At 60.9% G+C, this 16,369-nt stretch carries 13 protein-coding genes; 5 read left to right on the forward strand and 8 right to left on the reverse strand.

Going from position 1 to position 16,369, the window contains the following annotated elements; genetic code table 11:
* Positions 1–144: 144 nt before the first annotated feature.
* The gene (locus tag ACM6IP_RS09990; RefSeq protein ID WP_414861396.1) at positions 145–636 is read left to right on the forward strand and encodes a GNAT family N-acetyltransferase; all 492 of its coding nucleotides are present in this window, start codon (positions 145–147) and stop codon (positions 634–636) included.
* A gap of 11 nt (positions 637–647) precedes the next feature.
* Here the strand turns inward: ACM6IP_RS09990 and ACM6IP_RS09995 are convergent, their stop codons facing one another.
* A complete protein-coding gene (locus tag ACM6IP_RS09995; protein WP_414861397.1) occupies positions 648–2,912 on the reverse strand; it encodes an ATP-dependent DNA helicase in 2,265 nt (754 codons plus the stop codon).
* Positions 2,909–4,561, reverse strand: a complete 1,653-nt coding sequence (locus ACM6IP_RS10000; RefSeq protein ID WP_414861398.1) for a VRR-NUC domain-containing protein — start codon at positions 4,559–4,561, stop codon at positions 2,909–2,911. Before ACM6IP_RS10000 ends, ACM6IP_RS09995 begins: the two co-directional genes overlap by 4 nt.
* 251 nt (positions 4,562–4,812) lie before the next feature.
* On the opposite strand from ACM6IP_RS10000, the gene ACM6IP_RS10005 reads away from it, so the two are divergent.
* Together ACM6IP_RS10005 and ACM6IP_RS10010 are read left to right on the forward strand one after the other, a co-directional pair.
* The gene (locus ACM6IP_RS10005) at positions 4,813–5,037 is read left to right on the forward strand and encodes a YgdI/YgdR family lipoprotein (protein ID WP_095170244.1); all 225 of its coding nucleotides are present in this window, start codon (positions 4,813–4,815) and stop codon (positions 5,035–5,037) included.
* A gap of 124 nt (positions 5,038–5,161) precedes the next feature.
* Positions 5,162–7,183, forward strand: coding sequence for a reprolysin-like metallopeptidase (locus ACM6IP_RS10010; protein ID WP_414861399.1), 2,022 nt, complete (start codon positions 5,162–5,164; stop codon positions 7,181–7,183).
* A gap of 53 nt (positions 7,184–7,236) precedes the next feature.
* Here ACM6IP_RS10010 and ACM6IP_RS10015 read toward each other — a convergent pair whose 3' ends face one another.
* From ACM6IP_RS10015 to ACM6IP_RS10035, 5 genes are all read right to left on the reverse strand, one after another.
* Positions 7,237–8,340 (reverse strand): P1 family peptidase, encoded by a 1,104-nt coding sequence (locus ACM6IP_RS10015; RefSeq protein ID WP_401129727.1) that lies wholly within the window; start codon positions 8,338–8,340, stop codon positions 7,237–7,239.
* 144 nt (positions 8,341–8,484) lie between these two features.
* Positions 8,485–9,579 carry a polyamine ABC transporter substrate-binding protein gene (locus ACM6IP_RS10020; RefSeq protein WP_414861400.1) on the reverse strand — a complete coding sequence of 365 codons (1,095 nt, stop codon included), beginning with the start codon at positions 9,577–9,579 and terminating at the stop codon, positions 8,485–8,487.
* Between the two features lie 53 nt (positions 9,580–9,632).
* A complete protein-coding gene (locus tag ACM6IP_RS10025; protein WP_414861401.1) occupies positions 9,633–9,974 on the reverse strand; it encodes a cupin domain-containing protein in 342 nt (113 codons plus the stop codon).
* Between the two features lie 28 nt (positions 9,975–10,002).
* On the reverse strand, positions 10,003–11,409 hold the full coding sequence (locus ACM6IP_RS10030; RefSeq protein WP_414861402.1) for an NAD(P)/FAD-dependent oxidoreductase: 1,407 nt from the start codon (positions 11,407–11,409) through the stop codon (positions 10,003–10,005).
* Between the two features lie 50 nt (positions 11,410–11,459).
* The gene (locus ACM6IP_RS10035) at positions 11,460–12,275 is read right to left on the reverse strand and encodes a helix-turn-helix domain-containing protein (RefSeq protein WP_095170239.1); all 816 of its coding nucleotides are present in this window, start codon (positions 12,273–12,275) and stop codon (positions 11,460–11,462) included.
* A gap of 244 nt (positions 12,276–12,519) precedes the next feature.
* Between ACM6IP_RS10035 and ACM6IP_RS10040 the strand changes: the two genes are divergently transcribed.
* A complete protein-coding gene (locus ACM6IP_RS10040; protein WP_095170238.1) occupies positions 12,520–12,795 on the forward strand; it encodes a DUF1652 domain-containing protein in 276 nt (91 codons plus the stop codon).
* Here the strand turns inward: ACM6IP_RS10040 and ACM6IP_RS10045 are convergent.
* Positions 12,786–15,302, reverse strand: coding sequence for a UvrD-helicase domain-containing protein (locus tag ACM6IP_RS10045; protein WP_414861403.1), 2,517 nt, complete (start codon positions 15,300–15,302; stop codon positions 12,786–12,788). The genes ACM6IP_RS10040 and ACM6IP_RS10045 overlap by 10 nt on opposite strands.
* A gap of 253 nt (positions 15,303–15,555) precedes the next feature.
* On the opposite strand from ACM6IP_RS10045, the gene ACM6IP_RS10050 reads away from it, so the two are divergent.
* The gene (locus tag ACM6IP_RS10050; RefSeq protein WP_414861404.1) at positions 15,556–16,251 is read left to right on the forward strand and encodes a pirin family protein; all 696 of its coding nucleotides are present in this window, start codon (positions 15,556–15,558) and stop codon (positions 16,249–16,251) included.
* Positions 16,252–16,369: the final 118 nt, after the last annotated feature.

Genomic DNA, 16,369 nt, shown 5'->3' on the forward strand with positions numbered 1-16,369 from the left:
TTGATGTAGGAGCGAGCTCCCGCTTGCGGCTTGCTCGCGAAAAACCCGAGAGCACCGCGTTGAATCAGCAAACACGCGTCATCGTTGACGTCCATCGCGAGCAGGCTCGCTCCTACAGTGTGGTTTGTTTGAGGACCCTACCCCATGCCCGGCATCGAACTGCTGCGCGCTCAGCGCGATGAGCTGGACTGCATCGAGAACCTGATGCAGTTCTACCTCTATGACTTCAGTGAATGGCTGCCGCTGACCTTCGCCGAGCGCGGCCTGTTCAATGTGCAACTGCCGCCCGACTATTGGCGCAAGCCCGCCATCCAGCCTTTCCTGATCCGGGTGGATGGCGCATTGGCCGGTTTTGTCACGGTAGACGATACGGCACACCTGGCCGGGGTGACGTTCAATATCAGCTATCTATTCGTCAGCCGTCGATACCGTGGCCAGGGCGTTGGCCGCCATGTGGTAGACGCCCTGCTGCAGCAGTTTCCCGGCTGCTGGCAGGTTTTCCACCTGGACGCCAACCTCGCGGCCAAGGCGTTCTGGGCCAAGGTCATCCCGGCGCTGGGTGCAAGCGAACTGAGCCAACACCGGTTGCCGGTGGACGGTTACCCCTGCACCTTGTTCAAGTTCCGCATCCCCTGACGCCATCGAGCTTACGCACGGCCGCTGACGGACCACCAGCGTGGCAGCAACTGCTGGACCTTGGGCTCGGCGAATCGATCGTCGATCAACATCACCAACCCTTGATCCTGCTGGGTGCGAATCACCCGGCCGGCGGCCTGTACGACTTTTTGCACGCCGGGAAACAGGTAGGTGTAGTCATAACCATCGCCGAAAATCGCCGCCATCCGCTGCTTCAACTGCTCGTTGACCGGGTTCAGTTGCGCCAGCCCGAGGGTGGCGATGAAGGCGCCAATCAGTCGTGCCCCGGGCAAGTCGATGCCCTCGCCAAATGCCCCGCCGAGTACCGCAAAACCAACGCCCTGGCTCTGCGCAGTGAACTGTTCGAGAAACGCCTGGCGGCTGCTTTCGTCCATGCCCCGGGACTGCGACCATTGCTGGATGTGCGGGTGACTGTGGGCAAACAGTTGGGCCACCTGTTGCAGGTAATCGAAGCTGCTGAAAAACGCCAGGTAGTTGCCGGGGCGTGCGCTGAACTGGCGCGCCATCAGATCGACAATGGGCGCCAGGGAGGCCTGGCGATGGACAAAACGAGTGGAGATCTGGCTGACGATCTGCACCTGGAGCTGGTCGGCATGAAATGGCGACTCGACGTCGATCCACACCGTCGCCGGCGGCAGCCCCAGCAGGTCGCGGTAATAGCGCTGCGGGCTGAGGGTCGCGGAGAACATCACCACACTGCGCGCCGCGGTCAGCCTGGGGCGAATAAAGCCGGCCGGCACCACGTTGCGCAGGCACAGCAGCGCCAGGCTGCGCTGACCGCTGGACTGGCGCTTGCTGATGTCGAACACGAAGTGCTGGTCGAACAGCTCCGCCACCCGGCAGAACTGCAACGCATCGAAGTAGAAACGCTGCACCTCGGCGTCCAGCCCTTGCGGGTGGTCGTTGAGGTAGTCGCCGATGGCCGCGGTGCACAGCGACAGCGCCTGCAACAGTTTGTCCGGCGCCTTGGCATACGCCTGGTAAGGGCTGGCCTGCTCCTTGTGCAGCGCGTTCCATTCACGGTTGACCCGCTGCAGGCTTTTCTTCAGGACCTGGGGGGCGATCTTGCGCATGCTGTTGAAGCTGAACTGATCCAGGCTGGCGCTGTACATCTGGCGCCCGCGCTCCACCAGGTTGTGGGCCTCGTCCACCAATACCGCCAGTTGCCACTGGTTGGCCTGGGCCAGACCGAACAGCAGCGCGCTGAAATCAAAGTAGTAGTTGTAGTCGGCGACCACCAGGTCGGCCCAGCGCGCCATTTCCTGGCTCAGGTAGTAGGGACACACCTGGTGCTCCCGGGCGATCTGGCGCAGCGCCGCCTGATCAAGCAGGGTCAATTGGCTGGCTGCCTGGCGGGCTGCTGGCAAGCGGTCATAAAAACCCTTGGCCAACGGGCAGGACTCGCCGTGGCAGGCCTTGTCCAGGTGCTCGCAGGCCTTGTCCCGGGCGACCATTTCCAGCACTCGCAAGGGCAACCCCGGTGCGCTGTCGACCAGCACTTGTGCGGCATCCAGCGCCAGTTTGCGGCCTGGAGTCTTGGCAGTGAGAAACAGCACCTTGTCGAGCTTCTGTGGCGCCAGGGCCTTGAGCATCGGGAACAGCGTGCCGAGGGTCTTGCCGATGCCGGTGGTAGCCTGGGCCATCAGGTAGCGGCCGGTGCTGACCGCCTTGAACACCGATTCCGCCAGGTGACGCTGGCCGGGACGAAAGTCCGGGTGGGGAAACCGCAGGGCCTGTGCGGCCTGATTGCGCGCCTCGCGATGAGCCAGTTCCTGCTCGGCCCAGGCCAGGAACAACCCGCACTGCTGGTTGAAAAAGGTCTCCAGCTCAAGCGCGCTGCAGGCTGACACCAGGCTGGTCTCCTGCTCACTGACGATGTCGAAATACACCAGCGCCAGGTTGATCTCGGCCAGGTGCAGTTGCTGGCACAGTAACCAGCCGTAGATTTTCGCCTGGGCCCAATGCAATTGCCGGTGGTTGGCCGGCATACGCTCGAGGTCACCGCGGTAGGTCTTGATTTCTTCCAGGCGGTTCTGCGCCGGGTCATAACCGTCTGCCCGCCCCCGCACGGTCAACTGCCGGTATTGGCCTTGCACCGCCACTTCGTTCTGGTAGCCCGGACTGCGCCGCGATGCCACGGTGCGATGCCCGACGATGCCCTCCAGCGCCGTGGGCGATGGGGTGAAGCGCAGGTCGAGGTCGCCGCACTTGGCGGTGAACTCACACAGGGCACGCACCGCGATGCTGTAGCTCACTCGCAAGGTAACGCCCACTGCACGTAGCACACGGCGATGGGCATCTGATGGGCATGGCAGAACTCCAGCCAGCGCACCTGGTTATCCTGCAAGCGATCGCCGGGGCCCTTGACCTCGATCATCCGGTAGGTCTTGTGCTGCGGCCAGAACTGGATCAGGTCGGGCATGCCGGAGCGGTTGGCCTTGATGTCCTGCAACAGGCGATCGAACCAGTGCTTGAGGTGTTCCGGCGGCAGGCAGAGCAATGCCAGTTCCAGCAGTTCCTCGGTCAACACTCCCCAGAACACGAAGGGCGATTGCACACCCGCCTTGGCGTGAAAACGCTGGCGAATGGTCGCGGCATAACGGCCATCGTCCAGTTCGCCCAGGCAAGCCTGGAACAACTCGGCGCGGCGGGTATGGAAATCCTCGCTCAGCAGGTCCACCGGCCCGCGCTGGAACGGGTGGAAGAACGCCCCGGGCAGCGGCGCGAAGATCGCCGGCCAGCAGAGCAAGCCGAACAATGAGTTGATCAGGCTGTTTTCAACGTAATGCACCGGTGCCGCCGGGTCATCCAGGTGGGCCTGGACATGAAACTCCACCGACAACGCCGGGTCGACGCGCAGCAGGTTGAGGTCCAGGCGCTCGACTTCCCGCGGCTTCAGGCGTGGCGCCGGCGGCCCGCCAAGTTTGCGCCGCAAGCGCGGCAGCATCCGCAGCACTTGCTGCTGCTCGGCGGCACTTTGCGGCGCGAGCTCGGCCTGGGTCGCCAACTCCAGCGCCAGGGCATACTCGGCGCAGCGCTCCAGCACACGGATCAGGCGCGCCCTGGCACCCGGATAGTGGCACTGGCGATAGATGTCCAGCGCTGCCGGCCAGTCGGCCAGGCGTTCGCAGTGTTGCCCGAGCAGGAACAGCAGTTTGTCGCGGCGTCTCAGCAGCCAGGGGTTGGCGCTGTCCAGTGCGTGAATCCGGGCCACCACCTGGCTCACGTCCTCAGCGCCTTCGAAGGCTTGCTGGCAGCCATGCAGGTAAAGAAACGCCTCGACGTCCTCACGACTGCGCAAACCCCGGGACTCGGCGCAGAACTCGACTTTCTCGTAGGTGTAGATGCCCAGGTCCGCCAGCACGAACTCCGACCAGTCCTGGTAAAGGTTGCCGAAGAACATCAAGCGCAGGCGATCGCACAGGTCCATGATGGTCAGGCTCAGGACCCGATCATCCAGGGCCGGGTACCACTGTCGCAGGGTTTGCGGGTGGGGGAATGCCTCACGCAAGGCATCGAGCCAGGCGGTTTTTTTCGCTTTGGGCTGGTCGATGGCCGTGCCGAAACAGGCCAGGATCTCAGCCTTGAGCAGCACCTCGAACAACGCATCCAGAGTCAATGGCGCCTGATCGTCGACCCAGCCCAGCGCCAGTAACGGCTGCACCGCCAGTGCCGTCGCGCCAATTTCCGGGTACTGCAACTTGCCCGGGCGAAAGTGTTCGCCCTTGCGCATCACCATGCGCACCAGTAGCGCCTGGGAAGCTCGCGGCAATTGGCCGAAAGACTCAATGAATGCCTGCTCCTGCGGGCTGAGCACATCGGCATAACGCTGCTGCAGCCAGGCGAGTACCTGCTGAAAGTTATTCAGGTAGTAGAACGGATCTTCGAGCGGATTGACGGTCACAGATAGAAAGGGCCATGGCGAGCGGATACTGGTTATGCATACAGATAGCAGTTCAGCCGCGCCGCTGGCAAATGGAAAAAGATAAATGGCCGGGTTTTGTCCATTCCATCTACCCTGATGTGGTATTTTTCCAGCTTTTTCAGGGCCTAAGCGAACTTTCCCGGGATAAGCGGGACCAAGGGCCTAGTGATATCGCGCCGCTGCTCCTTGCATCAGGCCGATCAAGTGATTCTGGATTAAGAGGTTTTAGTATGAACATCCGTACTCTGTGCATGCCCCTGGCCGTGGTCGCCTTGCTGGCGCTGGCAGGTTGCTCGACCCCAACGGTGGTGACCCTGCAGAACGGCACCCAATACCTGACCGAAGATATGCCGGACACCACCGCTGAAGACGGTTTTGTCGAATTCAAGGACATCTCTGGCGCGACGGTCAAGGTCAAGGCGGATGATGTCGCCACCATCCGCAAGGAAAAATGACCCTGCGCCTTCACGCTGCAACAGGAAACCCCAAGTAACAGGCGATCATTTGAAGTGCTTTATATTTGTTGATAAACAGACGAGTCATCGGAAGTTTACAAACATTATAAAGCCAGGTGATCGCATGTTTTATTCATTGTCCAGCACACACCGAAATATTAACTTAAGTTACCTCATCAACTGCATTAGCATAGCCACCACCACTGCACCACTCACAGTCTTTGCGCAGCCCTTCCCCGCTCCCTCATCGACAATTGTTTCGTTTCAACAAGCGCGGCTCGCACCTGACACTTTTCGCTTGGATCCTTCTGTTTTAGAATCCATCCAGCAAACCGCCAAAGATGGCACCTCCCGACAACTGCAATTACCCCTACCGGAAGGTGGCGACACGGTATTCACCCTCACCGACTCCAATGTTCTACCGCCAGAACTTGCCCAACGTTACCCGCAGATACAAAGCATGAAAGGCACTGATTTGCATGGCCGCCACATACGCATGGACATATCTGATCGCGGAATGCGGGCGATAATATTTGACCCACAAGGCACATGGCAGATCCAGCCCGTACCCAACCTTAATCGACCCTCCTCTTCCCCCGATAATTACCGCAGCTTTCGTATTCCTGGGCTCCTTGCCAGTGCCCCGCCACACAGGACCGAGCCGCCACGCCAGGGCGTGCCGGCACTAACGAGCCCCCAACCCAGCCAGACCTCGCCGATTAATCAGCACTCGCGCGAGTATCGTCTTGCAGTGGCAACCACCAGTGCATATTCGCAATACTTCGGTGGCAGCGTTGCAGCCAGTTTGGCCAGTGTGGTCGAATCCATCAATCGAGTGAACGCGGTATTTGAACGGGATCTTGGAATACACCTGAGGCTGGTCGAAGACAACGACAAACTGATGTTTACTGATCCGACCACGGATCCCTATCGTTCCCCCACGGATGACGAAGATTTCGACTATTCGCGCAAACAAAATACCCGTGTATTAAAAGAATTGATTGGCAGCGAAAACTTTGATGTGGGGCATTTATTTGAAATGTCTGAAGGGGGCGGAGCAATAAACGCTGCTGTTTGCGATGACGAAGGCAAGGCCAACGCCAGTAGCGGTCTAACCCCGAAAGAGGATGATGTCGAACTACTTAACCAGTATTTCATTAACACTGTCACTCACGAACTGGGCCATCAATTTGCTGCGGATCACACGTTTAATGGTTGCATACGTGACGCAGATTCTGCTTTCGAACCCGGCAGCGGCTCAACCATCATGAGTTATGCGGGCGAGTGTTTCTTGTCAACACAATCGCCGCCAACCATAAACCCACTGCACAACCTGCAGAACCATAAAGACACTTTTTTTCATGCAAAAAACATCGAGCAGGTGCACGCCTTCACTTCCGCAGCCGGCGCGACCTGTGGCGTTGAACGGATCAACCCCAACCGCCCTCCGGTAATTGCGACTCCCTATGGTGATGCGAGCCTGTTCATCCCGGCGCGGACCCCGTTTGCGCTTACCGGGCATGCTTACTCCACCGTCCCGAATGCGCAATTGACCTATACCTGGGAACAAATCGATTTGGGGCCGGAGCAGTTGGAGAACGAAGCATTGAGCGATAAGATCCAAGGTCCGATTTTCCGCTCGTACCCGCCCAGCCTTGAAGGAACGCGTACCTTTCCAAAGCTAGAGGCGATTCTCGCGGAACAGCGCCTGAATGGAGAAGTTTACCCCGCGACCACACGCGAGCTGAATTTCCGCCTGACCGTGCGTGACAATCTGCCGGACCTGGCGTCCACCGCCTACATCGACCGCAAAATCCACGTCATGGATACTGGCCAGGCCTTCGCAGTGACTAAACCCACCAGCAATACCACATGGCAGGTCGGCACTGCCCAATCTGTCAGTTGGCTCGTTGCAGGTACCGCCCAAACGCCGATCGCCTGCCAGACCGTGCGGATCGAGCTGTCCCTTGATGGCGGTCACACTTATCTGACTCAACCCTTACTCGCGTCAACTGCAAACACCGGACAGGCTCAAGTAACGCTGCCTACGCTTGACGAGGGCAGCGCCAACTCGCGCATTCGCTTGAGCTGCAACAGCAGTGTATTTTTCGCAGTTTCTCCCGCCAACTTCAGCATCGTGCAGTAAGCGCATTGCTCACCCCCGTGAGGTTTTCGCCTCACGGGTTCATCAGGCCAGTACTACGTCGTACTGTGCCATCCAGTAGCACCCAGCGCCTGCAGCAGCAGCCCTGGCTTGAGCCCCTCAACTTGGCGGCCATCGTCGCTGCACATGTCCTCGCCTGCGAGCAACGCATTGATGATCGCCTCCTCCACCGCTTCGGCCGCTGCGCTGAACAGGGCCGAGAGGTAATCGTTGTTGAGCATCGCCAGTGGCGTGCTCAATGGCAGGTCCTTGCGCCCGTAGTCCGCAGGCGGCAGGTCCTGGTTGCCGGTAGCGAACGCCAGGAAGATGTCCCCGCTGGAGTCTTCGGTGCCGCCGCCGGTGCGGGCGATGCCGATCGAGGCGCGCTGAGCCAGGCGTTGGCACTGGTGCGGCAGCAGGGGCGCATCGGTCGCGAGGACCACCACGATCGAGCCCATGCCAGGCGTGCCCTGGTGTTCGAAGGGCGATGGACTTGGCACCAGTTGGCGGCCGACTGGGTAGCCGTCGATCCGCAGTTCGCGGCGTTTGCCATGGTTGGCCTGGACCAGCGCGCCGACGGTGTAGCCACCCTGCCCGGCCGGTACCTGCCGCGACGCGGTACCGATTCCACCTTTGAACTCATGGCAGATCATCCCGGTGCCACCGCCGACCGCGCCCTCCGCCACGGGACCAGCACTGGCATTGGCGGCCGCTTCTGCCACGTGTCGCGGGCCTACGTGTTGGCCCCAAATGTCGTTGAGCACGCCGTCGTAGGTCTCCATCACCACTGGCATGCACCAGTAGGTCGCGGGGTCCGCCAGGCTGTCGCGCTCCAGCGCCACCAGGGCGTCACGCACCACGCCGACGCTGTGGGTGTTGGTAATGGCAATCGGGGTTGTCAGCAGCCCGGCTTCACGAATCCATTCCAGCCCCGTGGCATCCCCATTGCCGTTGAGCACATGGCAGCCGGCGAAACACGGCTGCTGCCGCGCATGACCGGCCCGCGGCTGGATCAGCGTGACGCCGGTCCTGACCTGTTTGCCGTTGACCTGTTCGCGCAGCGTACTGTGTCCGACCCGAACTCCCGGGACATCGGTAATGGCATTCAACGGTCCCGGTACGCCCAAGCCCAGGGTGATGCCCAAATCACGTGCACGCATGTCCTCTCCTCAGCAATATTCAAGCACCGGTTTGCGCCGGCGAAGGATCGCTACTCTAGAGAACCCCGACTGTCGCGCCCATTACCCCGTTGGGGTATGCCCCCCACAAGCACAGGGACGCAACCCCCTACCGGATATTGCCGATCAACTCCCGGTGCGAATCTTGTTCCACAGCCGGGTCCGAATCCGGTCGATGTTCAGGGGCATGGCTTGCAGGGCGAACAATTTGCCCATCATTTCCGGACTCGGGTAGACCTTGGTGTCGTTCCTGATAGCCGGGTCGATCAGGCTATCGGCCTGCTGGTTACCGTTGGCGTAGTGCACATGGTTACTGATGCTGGCCATGACGTCGGGGCGCAGCAGGTAGTTCATGAACGCGTAGCCTTGTTTTTCGTCGGGAGCATCGACGGGCATGGCCACCATGTCGAACCAGATCGCCGCGCCTTCCTTGGGAATCGCGTAGCCGATGTCCACGCCGTTATTGGCTTCCCTGGCCCGGCTTTCGGCCTGCAGGATGTCACCGGAGAAACCCACCGCAACGCAGATATCGCCGTTGGCCAGGTCACTGGTGTACTTGGAGGAATGGAAATAGCTGACGTAGGGCCGCACTTTCATCAGCAGGGCTTCGGCCTTCTTGTAGTCCGCCGGGTCCTTGCTGTGGTGGGGCAAACCCAGGTAGTTCAAGGCCGCGGGCAGCAGTTCCGGGCCGTTATCGAGGATTGCCACGCCGCACTTCTGCAGCTTCTCCATGTATTCGGGCTTGAAGATCAGATCCCAGGAGTCCACGGGGGCGTTGTCCCCCAGCACCGCCTTGACCTTGGCGATGTTATAGCCGATCCCGGTACTGCCCCACAGGTAGGGAAAGCCGTGCTCGTTGCCCGGGTCGTTGTCTTGCAGGGCCTTGAGCAACACCGGGTTGAGGTGCTGCCAGTTCGGCAGTTGGCTCTTGTCGAGCTTCTTCAGCGCCCCGCCAGCGATCTGCCGCGCCATGAAGTGGTTGGAGGGGAACACCACGTCATACCCCGATTTGCCGGTCATCAACTTGCCATCGAGGGTTTCGTTGCTGTCGTAGACGTCATAGCTGAAACCGATAGCGGTTTCTTTCTGGAAGTTTTTCATCGTGTCCGGCGCGATGTAGTCCGACCAGTTGTAGACCTTCACGGTCTCGCCGGCCTGGCTGAGGGACGCAGCCAACATCAGCGGGGCCAGCATCAGGGGTGCACGGGGTAAGCGGATCATGATTCGATTCCTGTTTGGCGTTTTTATTGGCAGGTCTTCGGTTGATCAGAGGATCAAAAAATCAATACGTAGGTCTTGCGCACCGTTTCCTCGATGTCCCAGATCCCGGTGCTGTTGGCGGGCAGCATCAGGGCATCGCCGGCTTCTATCTGCAGGGACTCGCCGTTATCCGGGGTGAAGGTGCAGCGGCCCTGGACGAAGTGACAGAACTCTTGCGCGACGATCTGCCGCCGCCAGCGACCCGGGGTGCACTCCCAGATCCCGGTTTCGACGCCGTCGCTGCGCTCCACGCTGGTGGTCGAGGTGACCGCTACCGGCGTACCGAGCGGAATGGCGACCGGGGCGGATTCCTGCAGCGGCACATGATGGGTGTTCTTGAACTGGGTAATGCTCATGTCGATACCTGTGGGTGAGTGAAGCGCGTTAGAGCATCAAGCCTTCCATGAACCCCGCTACCTGCGTGGCAAGCTTGCGGCGCCAGGGCGCGCTGTGCAGGTCGGCCAGGGTGCGGTCTTCGTGGATGAAGCTGCGGATGATCGCGTTGTAGCCCAGCCAGCGCAGCGGCTCCGGCTCCCAGGCGCGCAACGCGTCGAGGCCGCCTTGGGGGACGACCCAGGGCTGGCGCACCAACTCGCTGTCGCGTTGCAGGATCAGGTCGGCCAGGGTCCGGCCGCCGAGGTTGCTGGCGCCGACGCCTTCACCGCCGTAACCACCCGACAGGGCGATGCCGCTGCGCACGTCGCACAGCATGTGCGGCTTGAAGTTGCGCGACATGCCGAGGTTGCCGCCCCAGGAATGGGTGATCTGTACGTTCTTGAGCTGCGGGAACAATTCACCGAACAGGTAGCGCCGCAGCTCCACCTCGCTGCTGGTCAGGTCGAAGTTGTGCCGCAGTTGACCGGCGAACTGGTAGCCGCCACGGGCGCCGAACACCAGGCGATTGTCGGCTGTACGCTGGCCATAGGTGACTTGGCGGCTGCTTTCGCTGAAGGCTTGGCCGCGGCTCAGGCCGATTTCGTCCCAGGTCGCTGCGGACAACGGCTCGGTGGCGACCAGCAGGCTCTGCACCGGCAATTGATAACGACCCAGCGGGGCCAGCGTCACGGCATAACCCTCCACCGCCGGCACCACCCAACGCGCACGCACGCTGGCCTTGGCGGTGCGCACGCTGCCCGATTGCCAGGCAGTCACTGGGCTGTTTTCGAAGATCTTCACCCCCATGCGCTCCACGGTTCGTGCCAGGCCCCGCACCAGCTTGGCCGGCTGGATCGTCGCGCAGTGCGGCGCATAGATTCCACCATAGGGCTTGGCAACCCGGATCTGCTGGTTGAGCTGCTCGGGGGTCAGCCAACGATAGTCGGACTGATTCAGGCCCTGGGCATACAGCCCGTCCAGGTACTGGCGCAGGCTGTGCTCCTGTTCGGGGTAACGAGCGGCGCAATACAGCACCCCGCCTTTGCGGTAATCGCAGTCGATGCCTTCCCGTTCGATGACGATCGCCACTTCATCGGGAATGCTGTGCAGCAAGTCGAAGGAGGCCCGCCGTTGTTCGGCGGACAAGCCGGCCAGCAGGCGGTCTTCGCCCAGCAGGTTACCCATCAGCCAGCCGCCATTGCGGCCCGACGCGCCAAAACCGGCAGTTTGCGCCTCGACAATGGCAATGTTCAGCTCCGGGGCCTGGCGCTTGAGGTAGTACGCGGTCCAGAGACCGGTGTACCCGGCGCCGATGATCACCACATCGACATCCAGGTCGTGCTCAAGGGCAGACCTCGGCAACAGCGGCTCCTCGAGCTGGTCCATCCACAAACTGATCGTGCGCCACGCCGGCATGCAAGTCTCCGCCATTCAAGTTTCGATGGCGTCGATCCTAGTGGGTTGGCTCAGGGCTTGTCTTGCGCGCGTGCACGCAAAGAAATCTGTTTGACGTAGGCCTTGGGCGACAACCCGGTGTGCTGGCGAAAACAGCTATAGAACGCCGACAACGAGTTGAACCCGGCGGCGAAGGCCAGTTCGTCGATGCGCACCGGGGGCGTGGCGCGGTCCAGTGCCGCCAGCAGATGCTGCAAGCGCGCCTGGTTGACGTAGCGGTAGAAGCTTTGCCCCAGGACCTGGTTGAGCAGGTAGGAAATCTGGTTACGGCTGTAACCGCACTCCTCGGCGACCCGTTGCAGATCCAGTTGCGGATCGAGATAGGCTTGCTGGCGCTCGAAGTACTGCTGCAGGTCCTGGGCCATGAAACTCAGCTGCCGGGGTGACAGCCCCAGCCGGCTGGCTGCCGGACGCGGCGCACCTGGTGTCTGGCTGTCACGCGGTTCATGGACCAGGGACGCGTACTCATTGACGCGCCAGATCAGCCCGTCACGCACGGTGATGGCCTCGCTTGAGCGAAACGACACCAGCCCTTCGCCACCGCGCAGGGTCATGCGGTATTGGATGAACGCGGTATCGCCATCCAGGCGGATGCGGTCCGAATGCTCCAGCGCCTCCTCGGGATCACGGGGCATGCTGCTGCGCACGTATTCACGCAACTCACTCAAGCCCAGGACCCGGTTCTGGAAAAAGTCGTGGTACTGGATGTCCGGGTGATACAGCGCCATCACGCCGTCGAGGTCGCGGTGCTTCCAGCACAGGTGATAACGCAGCACGGTTTCGCCGGTAGCCTGGGTCAACAACGGGCCATCTTCTGGGGCAGGCATAGGGCACTCGACGACATAAAGCACCGAGCTTGCCGAACTTGCCCGCGGGCTTCAATGGCAATGGGCAACGCCGGAACGTGATCCAGCGCATAAAAACCGCGTTCAATCGCCAAATGGCCTGAAAAACCCAGTAACTGCAGGCTGAACGAGTGCTATTTTTATTCACTCAACCGGTGGCGCCACAGAGGGCGCTCTCTCCTGCCATGAGCTAACGGAAGCGCTCGATCACCCAGGTGGGCAACAGATGAACAAGGCTTCGCAGAGTAAGGTCACCTTTCCCAACGCCTGCCAGTTGATGCGCTGGCATTTTCATCCCGTGGGCTTCGAGGCCAACATGGATGCCCCGGGGAGCATGATTGCGCGGCTGTTCGACCGCGTCAGCGGCGAGACGCTGCTGGCCATCGCCGGGATTCCCTGCGCGACGGTGATGAACGCGGCAGATGTGGAGCGCATCATCGAGGCCGTGGAGGATGAACTCGAAGCCTTCATCCCCTCCCAGGCGCTCAAGAGTTACGCCTGAGCCCCCAACCCGATGGCTTTGAAATCTGTGGGAGCGGGCTCGCTCCCACCACCTGTACGGTGATCGGCGAAAAACGGCTTGGCGGCGATCCGGTCGGAGGCCCGCGGCATGTTCACCATCGGGCCTTCCTGGGCATCGACGTACCAATAGCAATGACTGACCGCACGGGTGATGCCGACATACGCCAAGCGCAGGATTTCGTCTTTCTGCGCGCTGTCGTACGGATCGGCATCTGCGTCCTTGCCCAGTCCCGCCATCCGATAGACCTGATTCTTGTAGGGCGAACTGGTCAGGTGCTGGCAGTCCCCCAGCAGGAACACCGCGTCCGCCTGGAGCCCCTTGGCACTGTGATAGGTCAACTGCTTGAGGCGTCTGGCCTCGTACGGCAAGCTAGAATCAACATTAACTACAGATGAAATATGCTTCTCTATCAATAACTTATCGCTGCTTTTTCGATACAACATTAAGATTGAATCACCCTTCTGGTAGTGCTCCGTCAGGCGTTTGCCCAGCGCAGCCTCATCCCGCTCATGGATCTGCACCGGCAACAAAGATGTCGCCTGCCCGCACGCCTTGGCCTTCTTGCCTGGGATCGCCGGGGCGGCACGCACGATATGTTCGGCCGCATCAATGATGTACTGGTGGCTACGGTAGTTATCGCTGAGCATTACCCGGGTAGTGCTGGGTGACGAGAACTGCTGGTTGAACTCCATGAAGTACTTGGGCGAACTGCCACGCCAGCCGTAGATCGATTGCCAGTCATCACCCACGCACAGCAGTGAAGAACGCTGGGCCCCACGGCCGACATGCATGGCCGGCCCGCGGCGACGGATTTCGCGAAGAGTTGCCCGCAACCAGGAGACGATCTGCGGCGATACGTCCTGGAATTCGTCGATCATCAGGTGCGACATCGGTCGCAGCAGTTCATCGCTGAGCAGCCTGAGGTTTTCCGGCGAGTGCTCGCTGAACAAGGCGAACATCCGGTTGTAGGTCATCACTGGTGGCTTCTGGTCCAGTAGATGATCCTCGAACGTGCGCCAGAACAGACTCAATGCCTCAAAGAAAAACCGGTCTGGATCATCCTTGGCAAAGGACATCTGGCCCACGGCGGTGGGCACGTCGAGGCCGAGGTTCTCGATAAAGCTGGCGGCACCGACAAAACAGTCGAGCAACGGCGCGCTGGCCAGCTCGCCCTTGACCTTGTAGTCGAACCCGGGACCGGCGCTGGCATCCCCTGCCAGCGTCGCCAAGACCCGTTTTGACGATTGATAATTATCTAGCCAAATCAAAGGCTTACGACAGAAAGCTTGAAATAGGGTGCGCTTTACTGCCCATTCTGCGCGCACCGTTAGCTTGGCGTTGGGGCGGCTTAGCTGGGGATTTTCCTGGGGGTCGAAGCCCAGCACCACCCAGGCGTCCAGGCTCGGGATGTAACCGTGGCAATGAAAGGTCGCGCCATTGATCTCGAACGTCTGCCGGCTAGGCTCGATGCCCTTGATCGGCCAGGCGCCGGCACGCAACCACAGGTCCTCGACGACATCGCACAGTTCTTCGTCGCGCTTGGCCGCCAGCTCAGTCACTGCCATGCGTTTTTGTACATCCGGGTGGTCGCGCTCCAGTTCCTTGAGTTGCAAGGCGTGCCGCGACAATGGCGTGATCAACTCGCGAAAACGCAGGTTATCGGTAAACAATCGGTGAAAACAGGCGTTGAGCTGTTGGCGTTGAGTATCGTTGATCCGCAGGTCGAAGGGGTTGCTGTCGACCTGCGTGTCATCCAGCAGTGTCCGCTCGCTAAGGTTCTCGAAGGCTTGCAGGCGCTCGAAGCCAGGCAGGCTGCGGACCATCGGCAAAATCCGCGAATGGAAAGTGCGCACCAGGTCGCGCGCGTCCTTTGGCGACAGCGCCCGGCCCCACAAGGCGTAGAGAGCAATCAGCTTGTTGATGAAGTCCTTGCGCGACTCCCGGGTGAAGGTCACCACGGTCAGGGAGTCCAGTTCAAAGCCCAGGTACTGGGTCAGCAACACGATGCGCAACGCCAGGGTGGTCGACTTCCCGGCGCCCGCCCCGGCAATCACCGAGGTAGACGGCGTATCGCTGAAGATCATCTTCCACTGCGCGGCGCTGGGTTGCGCTGCCCCCGGCAGCAGGCGCGCGACATCAGCCTTGACGCGCTTCTTCAGGTCAGCACTCAGGGGCAGTCGCCAGTCGTCGAACAAGTGCTCGTCGACCCGTGGTGCCGGGTGCTCGGTGCAGCGGCTATCGCGAATCAGCAGGACCTGGCGCCCTTCCTCCAACCCTTCGGCCCTGCCTTCCTGATAACCGTAATCCACCCCGGCGGTATGTCCGCTGCGAAAACCGTCGGCCTGGCCGTGCAGCCAGGAAGCCCGATGCTGGGCGCGCAAACGGGTCAGGCCATGGCCAAAGAAACGCGCGGCCAGGCGCTTGAACAAGGGCATCTCGGCCAGGGGCAAAAGCTCGGGGGGCAGATCGGGGGTGTGTTGCGGCACGCTGACTCCAGGGTGTGAGGCTGTTGCGGGCTATGGTGTCTGCATTTGCCCGGGAGTTCTAGTCAAATGCTTATCCATCATTGGTTTAAGTGATGAAGTGAAGGTGTTGCCGTAGTAGGCCTCGCGAATAAATATCTAATTTATAGATCGTTTTGAAGGGGTTTTTACGCTTTTTATCGATTCATGCCTGATGGAAGATGCACGCCATCAACCACCGGTTCTCGTTGTATGACGAACCTTTCAGGAGACGATCATGCTTGAACTCAGACCCTTCACCTCCCTGGGCGGCGCCAACCACGGCTGGCTCGACGCCCACCATCACTTCTCGTTCGCCGAGTACCACGATCCCAAGCGTATGCACTGGGGCAACCTGCGAGTATGGAACGACGATGTGATCGCCCCGGGCACCGGCTTCCCCAAGCACCCGCACCGCGACATGGAGATCATCACCTACGTTCGCGAAGGCGCTATCAGCCATGAGGACAACCTGGGCAACAAGGGCCGTACCGAGGCCGGAGACGTCCAGGTCATGAGCGCCGGGACCGGGATCACCCACAGCGAGTACAACCTGGAGTCGACGGCGACCCGGATCTTCCAGATCTGGATCATCCCCAACGAGGCCGGTTCGGCTCCGTCCTGGGGGGCCAAGCCTTTTCCCAAGGGCCAGCGCGAAGGTTTCGTGACCCTGGCCAGCGGCAAGGCCGGCGATGACCAGAGCCTGCGGATCCGCGCCGATGCACGTTTGGTGGCGGCCAACCTGAAAGCCGGGGAAAGCGCCGAATACGCCCTGGATAACGGCCGCCGGGCGTACCTGGTGCCGGCCACGGGGGTCATTGAAGTCAATGGCTTGCACGCCGAGGCGCGGGACGGTGTGGCGGTTGCCGATGAGCGGGTGTTGCGGGTCACCGCGATCGAGGACAGTGAGATTGTCCTGGTGGATCTGGCCTGACATCTTCCCCGGGGCGGCCTCTGGGCCGACCGGGGTGTTGGATTAGACCGAGTACATATCCATTTTTGCGGTAACGACCACCTATGGTTCCGCTTTTACAGCGGCTCACTTTTGGAGG

Source organism: Pseudomonas sp. IT-P176, from assembly GCF_949767245.1.
Lineage (GTDB): Bacteria > Pseudomonadota > Gammaproteobacteria > Pseudomonadales > Pseudomonadaceae > Aquipseudomonas.

Excerpts from the sequence above, each read along its gene's own strand:
- ACM6IP_RS10030 (WP_414861402.1), bottom strand. The coding sequence starts at position 11,409 with ATGCCGGCGTGGCGCACGATCAGTTTGTGGATGGACCAGCTCGAGGAG.
- ACM6IP_RS10005 (WP_095170244.1), top strand. The coding sequence starts at position 4,813 with ATGAACATCCGTACTCTGTGCATGCCCCTGGCCGTGGTCGCCTTGCTG.
- ACM6IP_RS10010 (WP_414861399.1), top strand. The coding sequence starts at position 5,162 with ATGTTTTATTCATTGTCCAGCACACACCGAAATATTAACTTAAGTTAC.
- ACM6IP_RS10050 (WP_414861404.1), top strand. The coding sequence starts at position 15,556 with ATGCTTGAACTCAGACCCTTCACCTCCCTGGGCGGCGCCAACCACGGC.
- ACM6IP_RS09990 (WP_414861396.1), top strand. The coding sequence starts at position 145 with ATGCCCGGCATCGAACTGCTGCGCGCTCAGCGCGATGAGCTGGACTGC.
- ACM6IP_RS10025 (WP_414861401.1), bottom strand. The coding sequence starts at position 9,974 with ATGAGCATTACCCAGTTCAAGAACACCCATCATGTGCCGCTGCAGGAA.
- ACM6IP_RS10040 (WP_095170238.1), top strand. The coding sequence starts at position 12,520 with ATGAACAAGGCTTCGCAGAGTAAGGTCACCTTTCCCAACGCCTGCCAG.
- ACM6IP_RS10015 (WP_401129727.1), bottom strand. The coding sequence starts at position 8,340 with ATGCGTGCACGTGATTTGGGCATCACCCTGGGCTTGGGCGTACCGGGA.
- ACM6IP_RS10035 (WP_095170239.1), bottom strand. The coding sequence starts at position 12,275 with ATGCCTGCCCCAGAAGATGGCCCGTTGTTGACCCAGGCTACCGGCGAA.
- ACM6IP_RS10020 (WP_414861400.1), bottom strand. The coding sequence starts at position 9,579 with ATGATCCGCTTACCCCGTGCACCCCTGATGCTGGCCCCGCTGATGTTG.